The organism is Micromonospora sp. KC606 (assembly GCF_004348675.1).
GTDB lineage: Bacteria > Actinomycetota > Actinomycetes > Mycobacteriales > Micromonosporaceae > Micromonospora.
In genome coordinates this window covers 1-7,486 of the sequence record NZ_SMKN01000260.1, presented here as the reverse complement: position 1 = coordinate 7,486, position 7,486 = coordinate 1, and the positions used below count along the sequence as shown (strand labels likewise).

Annotated in this window: 3 protein-coding genes and 1 pseudogene; 3 read left to right on the top strand and 1 reads right to left on the bottom strand. The window is 73.1% G+C overall.

Annotated elements, in window-relative coordinates; translation table 11 throughout:
- Positions 1-397 precede the first annotated feature (397 nt).
- Complete coding sequence (locus E1193_RS28445) at positions 398-1,324, top strand: tetratricopeptide repeat protein (protein ID WP_132186250.1); 927 nt, start codon at positions 398-400, stop codon at positions 1,322-1,324.
- Between the two features lie 66 nt (positions 1,325-1,390).
- Positions 1,391-2,650 (top strand): arginase family protein, encoded by a 1,260-nt coding sequence (locus E1193_RS28440; protein ID WP_243707950.1) that lies wholly within the window; start codon positions 1,391-1,393, stop codon positions 2,648-2,650.
- Between the two features lie 704 nt (positions 2,651-3,354).
- Here the strand turns inward: E1193_RS28440 and E1193_RS28435 are convergent.
- A complete protein-coding gene (locus tag E1193_RS28435) occupies positions 3,355-5,313 on the bottom strand; it encodes a penicillin-binding transpeptidase domain-containing protein (protein WP_132186249.1) in 1,959 nt (652 codons plus the stop codon).
- A gap of 292 nt (positions 5,314-5,605) precedes the next feature.
- Between E1193_RS28435 and E1193_RS28430 the strand changes: the two are divergent.
- Positions 5,606-7,486: pseudogene (locus E1193_RS28430) on the top strand (NAD-glutamate dehydrogenase domain-containing protein); the annotation flags it as partial.

The following is a 7,486-nucleotide window of genomic DNA, read 5'->3' as shown; positions in this document are numbered from 1 at the left end:
CGATCCCGTGCCGCCCCGCCCCGATCCCGTGCCGCCCTGTCCCGATCCCGTGTCACCTCGCCCCGACTCCGTGTCACCTCGCCGGAGGGCCGGTGCCGGGGTGTGATCGACTTCGCTTGATCGACTTCGCTTGATCGACTCCGGCTGTCGCAATCGGCGGTAACCCGGCCCGCTGACACCGCAGGTTGCGGCATCCGAAGCTGATCATGCGGCGGCACAACTGAGGTTGCCGCATCTGGGGTCGATCAAGGGATGCCGTCGTCTGCGGCACCCGAATCGATCAATCGAAGGCGCGCCGGGATCGGGCGCCTGGGGCGGGTGAGCAGCGGTGAGAGTGGCAACTGTCGCCGTCGCGGTTGATCCGGGTTCGGCGGCGTCCGTGCGAGACTAGACAACCATGAGCGACCCACGGATGACCTCGTCGATCTTCACCCGCGGCGCGGTCGACCTCAGCGCACTGCGCAGCACCCCGCCGGCCACCTCCCGTCCCGCGACACCGGCCCAGACCGGCCCGCCCGCCGGCCTCCCGGGCGGCCCCGCCACCGGCGGCGGCGGCCTCGCCGTCGTCGACGTGACCGAGGCGACCCTCCAGTCCGAGGTGCTCGAACGGTCGATGGCCACACCCGTCGTGGTCTTCTTCGGTGCGGCCGGCTACCCGGAGAGCGACCAGTTCGCGCCAATACTGGAGCGGCTCGCGGCCGAGGGTGGCGGGGCGTGGGTGCTGGCCCGGATCGACGTGCAGGAGAACCCCCGAATCGCTCAGATGTTCCAAATCCAGGCACTCCCGACCGTCTACGCGGTCGTCGGCGGACGGCCGATCGACGCCTTCCCCGGCGTCGTGCCGGAGGCACAGCTCCGCCAGTGGATCCAGGCGGTCCTCAAGGCCGGCGGCGCCACCGTCGCCGAGCCGGAGGATCCCCGGCTCGACGAGGCGGACGACGCGCTGATGAGCGGCGACCTGGACGCGGCCGAACGGGCGTACCGGAAGATCCTGGCCGAGTCGCCGGCGGACGCCGCGGCCGAGGCCGGCCTGGCCCAGGTCGGTCTGGCCCGCCGGGTCGCCGGCGCTGACCCGCAGGCCGCGCTCGCCGCCGCCGCGCAGGCCCCCGACGACGTCGACGCCCACCTTCTCGCGGCCGACATCGAGGTGCTGGGCGGCCAGGCCGAGCAGGCGTACGCCCGCCTGGTCGGCCTGGTCCGGCGGACCGCCGGCGACGACCGGGAGAGGGTACGCCAACACCTGGTCTCGCTGTTCACCGTCGCCGGGCCGGACGACCCGGCCGTGGCCTCGGCCCGGCGAGCCCTGGCCAGCGCACTGTTCTGATTTTCCAGCACGCCAGCGCGGGCCGGCGGACCGGCCGGCCCGCCCGACCACCGAGGACGGGAGCCCATGATGCGCCGGATCGCCGTCCTCGACGCGCCGACGAACCTGGGGCTGCGTCCACCCACGTCCACCTCGGTTCCCGGCTGCGCCAAGGCACCCGGCGCGCTGCGCGACCACGGCCTGCTCGCCCGGCTGCGGGCTCACGACGCCGGCTGCCTCACCCCACCCCGGTACGACCCCGGCGACTGGCGTCCCGGCGACGGGGTCTGCCACGCCCGGGAGATCTCCGCGTACTCGGTGGCGCTCGCCGACCGGATCGGGGCGATCATCGACCGGGGTGAGTTCCCGCTGGTGCTGGGGGGCGACTGCTCGGTGCTGCTCGGCTCGGCGCTGGCCATGCACCGGCTCGGCGAGGCGGTCGGTGGGCGGATCGGGTTAATCTTCGTCGACGGTCACTCCGACTTCCGGCACCCCGGCAACGCCTCCTACGTGGGCGCGGCGGCGGGCGAGGACCTCGCCCTGGTGACCGGGCGCGGTCAGGCCGACCTGGCCGCCATCGAGGGCCGCCGGCCGTACTTCCGCGACGTCGACGTGGTGGTGCTCGGCATCCGGGCCCAGGACGAGTACCGCCTCGACCTCCAGGCCGCCGGGATCACCACCCGGCCGGTGCCGGCGCTGCGTGCCGCGGGCGCCGCGCGGACCGCCCAGTGGGCACACGAGCAGTTGGAGGACTGTGCCGGGTACTGGGTACACATCGACGTGGACGTGCTCGACCCGGCGGTCATGCCGGCGGTCGACGCGCCCGATCCGGGCGGGATCGCCTTCGCCGAGCTGGAGATTCTCCTCGCCGGTCTGGTGGACACCCCGCACTGCCTCGGCGTCGAGCTGACCGTCTTCGACCCCGACTACGATCCGGACGGCGCATACGCCGCAGAGATCGTCAACACCGTCGTGGCCGGGCTGGCCCCGGTCCGCGCGCCCGAGTCGGTGCCGCCCCGGCTGCTGGCGCAGTCCCCACCACCACGGCGAATGCGGGGCGCCGACGGCCCGGGGCCGCGCGACGCCGCCCCGGCCCGGCCGGGCGGTGCGGACGCGTTGGTGGGCGTCGGGCCGGCTGCCGCCGACGACGCCGGGGTGGCCCCGGCCGGCGCTGGGGCGGAGGACCGGCGGGGTGTCGCGCCGTCTCCGTTCACGCCGGCGGCGCCGGCCTCGGCCGTCGAGCCCGTCGGGCCGCCCGCGTCGGCCGGGCCGGGTCTGCTCCGCCGGCTGTCCGCGCTGGAGGAGGACGTCCCGTTGGCGGACGGCCCACCACCAGCGATCGCCTGAGGGTGCCCGACCAGCTGCAATCGTGTGACGGCGCCCAGGCGGGCCGCCGCGGCTTCGGTCAGGCGAACGACACCAGTGGCCCGCCCGGGTCACGGACGCCGACGAAGCATGCCGCGGTGACCCGCGTTCCCCGGACCACCCGGCGTACGCCGGGTACCCGGGCTGCGTCGCACATGAGCAGATCACCCTGGCCCGGCTGCTCGCAGGACCAGGGCGGTTCGCCCAGGGCATCCCGATCGAGACCGTAGCCGGTCCGGCGCTGGTTGTCGTACTCGCGTTCGTCCGTCCACAGCCCCCAGAAGTCGACGTGCCCGCCGCTGCCGGGCGGGGGGACCTGGAGGTAGACGTTCGTGCCGATCCGGCGCCGCAGGCGGTGCTCGGCGAGCAGCGGGATCGCCCGTAGGTCGATGTGCGGGCTGGCGTGACCCCCCGGTGGGCCAGCGCCGGATGACCCCCGGCAGCACCGGCCGACCCTCGTGGCGGGCCACCGTCGCGCCCTGCGGCCACAGTTCGTCGGGTCGCAGGCGCAACTCGTCGAGGGGGGCGATCCACTCCGATCGCGCCACGTCGCACGGCCCGCCCGGCCGGGACACGCTGGTTCGCGCCAATCAGAGTGGATCACGGCGGTCAGAGCGGATCATGCCGGCCGCTGGTCGGAGCGGAGCGCCGGGACACCCCGCTACCCGTGTGGCGGCGGGTGCCGGTCAGCGCAGGGCGCGGAGGAAACGCTCGGCGATCGGGACGGCGCTCGACGTGCTCGACCCGCCCTGCTCGACGAAGACCGCGAACGCCACGTCGCCCCGCCAGCCGACGAACCAGGCGTGCGTGTGCGCCGGGTTGTTGTCGTACTCGGCGGTGCCGGTCTTTCCGTGCACCGCAGCGCCCGGCACGTCCGCGAGGGCCCTGGCCGTGCCGGCGGTCACCACCTCGCGCATCATCCCCCGCACCGCGGTGACCGACTCGGCCCGCAGCTCGGGGCCGGCCCCGGCCGGTTTCGTGGGCGCGGGGTCCAGTACCAGCTTCGGCTGCTCGAACCGGCCACGGGCCACCGAGGCGGTGGCACCGGCCATGGCCAGCGGGCTGACCACGGTGGTGCCCTGGCCGATCGCGGCTGCGGCCTGCTCGGTGGCGCCGCCGTTGGCGGAGACCTTGCCGGTGAAGACGTCCACGCCGAGGTCCCACTGCCCCTCCAGGCCGAGGGTGCGGCCGGTGACGGCGAGCCCGTCCGGGCCCAGCTTCGGCGCGAGAGCCGTGAAGGCGGTGTTGCAGGACCTCGCGAAGTCCGTCCGGAACGGCACCGGGCCGAGGGCGAAGTCGTCGGAGTTCTTGAACGAGCGGCCGTCGACGACGAAGGTCTTGGGACAGTCCACCGTGGTGTCGGCGGTGACCGCGTTCCGGTCCAGCAGGCCGAGGGCGCTGACCATCTTGAAGGTGGAGCCGGGCGGCACCTGGGCGGTGAAGGCCAGGTTCTCGCCGGCCGCGCCGGGGCCGTTGGCGGCGGCGAGCACCGCGCCGTCGCTGATCCGGACGGCGACCAGCGCCGAACGACGCTTCTCGCCGCGCAGCGCGCCGTCGGCCGCGTTCTGGGTGGCGACGTCGAGGGTGGTGCGCAGCGGCTGCCCCGGAGTCGGCTCGTGCCGGTGCACCTCGACGCCGGGAAGCGGCCGGCCGTCCGGTCCGTTGCGGGCGATCAGCACGGCCACTCCCGGCACGCCGCGCAGCCGGTCGTCGTACCGGCCCTGGAGGCCACCGTGGCCGACCTGGTCACCTCGGGCGTACTTCTCGGGGTGCCGGGCTAGGTCGTCGGCCTGCGCCTCGTCCACCGAGCCGAGCAACGCCCGGGCGAACTCCCGGGTGGGGGCGAGATCCCGCTGCTCGGTGGCGAACCTCATGCCGGGCATGTCGTGGATGCGTGACCTGATCTGCCGGTACGCCTCGTCCCGCAACGTCACCACCTCGACGAACGCCTCCGGGTTCGCCTCCCTGAGCCGGCGGGGCAGGTCGGAGACGTCGACCGGCGGGGTGATCGGCGGCCGGACCGCCCGGAAGGCGGCGTCGAGTCGCTTCGCCAGGGCGGCGGGGTCGTCCACCTCGCTGGGCTGCACTCCGATCCGCACCACCGGGCGGGGCGCCACGATCGGCTGCCCGGCCGCGTCGAGCACGGCGGCGCGGACCGGCCGTTCCCGGCGCAGGGTCAGCCGGTCGCCACTCTCGAGCTGTTCGTGGACGAGCTGCGGCTCCCAGATCAGCTGCCACTGGTCGCCCTGCCCCTGGCGCATCCGCACCGAGCGGTCGTACGCCCAGGTGACCCCGCCCGGTAACGACCACTCCACCCGGATCGGCACGGTGGCGATGTCCTTGGTGACCGTCGGGCCGCCGGTGCGACGCAGCGTGGGCGGGGTGGCCGCCAGTTCCCCGGAGAGCGCCCTGAGCTCCTCGGCGACCTCATCGGCGGGCAGCCGGGAACCGGTCGGGTCGCGGAAGCCGACCGTGCCGAGGTTGCCCGAGCGCCAGCCGGCCAGGAAGGCGTCCACGCTCCGCTCCGGCCCGTCACCGTCGGAACACCCGACGAGCGCACCGGCGGCCACCACGGTGGCGGCCAGCGCGGCGAACGCCCGGCGGGTCGGAGTGCGGAGCCGGTGGTACGGGTACGACAGGAGCATGAAGCCTTACACCTCCGTGGTTTCGACGGCGCCCCGCAGGTTAGTACGGGTCGGCCCCCACGTGCCGGCCCGAACGTCCGCACGTCGCGTGAAGACGCCTCGCCAGGGGTGTGATGAACATCGCCAGTCGGGGTACTCGGCGACCGGCTGACCACGGATCTGCAACAGGCGAAAGGACGAGAGTCCCGAACCGGACGTCCGGCCGGTGGTCCGCCGATGTACGACAGAAGGGCGGGCCTAGGCTGGGCGGCAGAGTGACCCACAACGCGGTGGGTCGAGGGGAGTGGCACCGATGGACCGGCGTCCGGCGATCAAACCGGGACCCGACCTCCGGCAGGCTGACACCAGCCGGGACGACAGCTTCGATTCGGCGACCGACGGGGACGGCTTCGGCCGACTCGACACAGGAATGACCGGGATGACCGGTTCGAGTATCGACACCCTCTATGACCTGGGCCTACCCGCCGAGGCGCTCGGCGAGGACGGGGAGGACACCGAACTCGACGAGCCTGTGCCCAACGCGGAGCGCCTGGTGGCCCAGGCGATGGCGTTGGCCGGTGACGACCACGACGCGGCGACCCTGGTGGGCCGGTTCTGGCGGTTCGCGCCGGACGAGGAGCTGGTCGGGTTCACGGCCGAGGAGATGCTGGCGGCGGCCCGGGCGCACCGGGAGCTGGCCCAGCAGCGGGTGCCGGGCGAGTTGAAGCTGCGGATCCACTCCCCCGACGCCGAGCAGCACCACACGGTCATCGAGATCGTCACCGACGACATGCCGTTCCTGGTCGACTCGGTGACCGCGCTGCTCAACTCCCACCATCTCGACGTGCACCTGCTGGTTCATCCGCTGGTCGTGGTCCGTCGTGAGCCGCTGGGTCGGCTGACGGAGGTCTCCGCCGACGTGGAGCCGGACGACGCGATCGCCGGTGACCTGGTGGAGAGCTGGATGCGGATCGAGATCGACCCGGTCCGTGACCCGGAGGAGCGGGAGAAGCTCCGTCGCGAGCTGCAGCGGGTGCTCACCGACGTGCGAGAGGCCGTGGAGGACTGGCCGAAGATGCGCCAGCGGGCGCTGGCCCTGGCCGACGAGCTGGCCGCCACGCGGACTTCCGACAACCGCCCGCCGGTGCCGGAGAAGGACATCACCGACTCGGTGGAGCTGCTGCGCTGGCTGGCCCACGACCATTTCACCTTCCTGGGTTACCGCGAGTACCGGCTGGTGGACAGCGGGGACAGCGGTGGCCCGGCGCTGGAGGCGGTGCTCGGCACCGGACTGGGCATTCTGCGGTCGGACTCGCCGGAGGCCCGGTCGCTGTCCTCGATGACGACCGAGGCGCACGAGAAGGTCCTGGAGAAGCGCCTGTTGATCATTACCAAGGCGAACTCCCGGGCCACCGTGCACCGCTCGGCGTACCTGGACTACATCGGCTTCAAGATTTTCAACGAGGCCGGCGAGGTGGTCGGCGAGCGGCGTTTCCTGGGCCTGTTCTCCACCGCCGCGTACCGGACCAGCGTGCAGGAGCTGCCGGTGGTCCGGCGCAAGGTCGCCGAGGTGCTGGACCGCTCCGGGCTGAGCCTGCGCAGCCACTCCGGCAAGGACCTGCTCCAGATCCTGGAGACCTACCCACGCGACGAGCTGTTCCAGATCAAGACCGACGACCTGTACCACGCGGTGACCGGCGTGCTGCGCATGGCCGGCCGGCGGCAGCTGCGCGTCTTCCTGCGTCGGGACGCGTACGGGCGGTTCATCTCCTGCCTGATCTACCTGCCCCGGGACCGGTTCACCACGCAGAACCGGCTGCGCATGCAGGACATCCTGCTGCGCGAGCTGAACGGCGTCGGGGTGGACTACACCACCCGGGTCACCGAGTCGATGCTGGCCCGGGTGCACTTCATCGTCCGGACCGACCCGACCAACCCGCCCGGCGCCATCGACGCCGACCTGCTCGCCGAGGAGCTGGCCGACGCGACCCGGCTGTGGGACGACGACTACCAGCTGGTGCTGGAGCGCAAGCTCGGCGACGAGCAGGCCAAGCACCTGTTCGCCCGGTACGCCGACGCCTTTCCGGAGGGCTACAAGGACGGACACACCCCGTACGAGGCGATGAAGGACCTGGCCAAGCTGGAGCTGTTGGAGGAGCCCGGCCAGCTGGAGATGCACCTGTTCCGCAAGCAG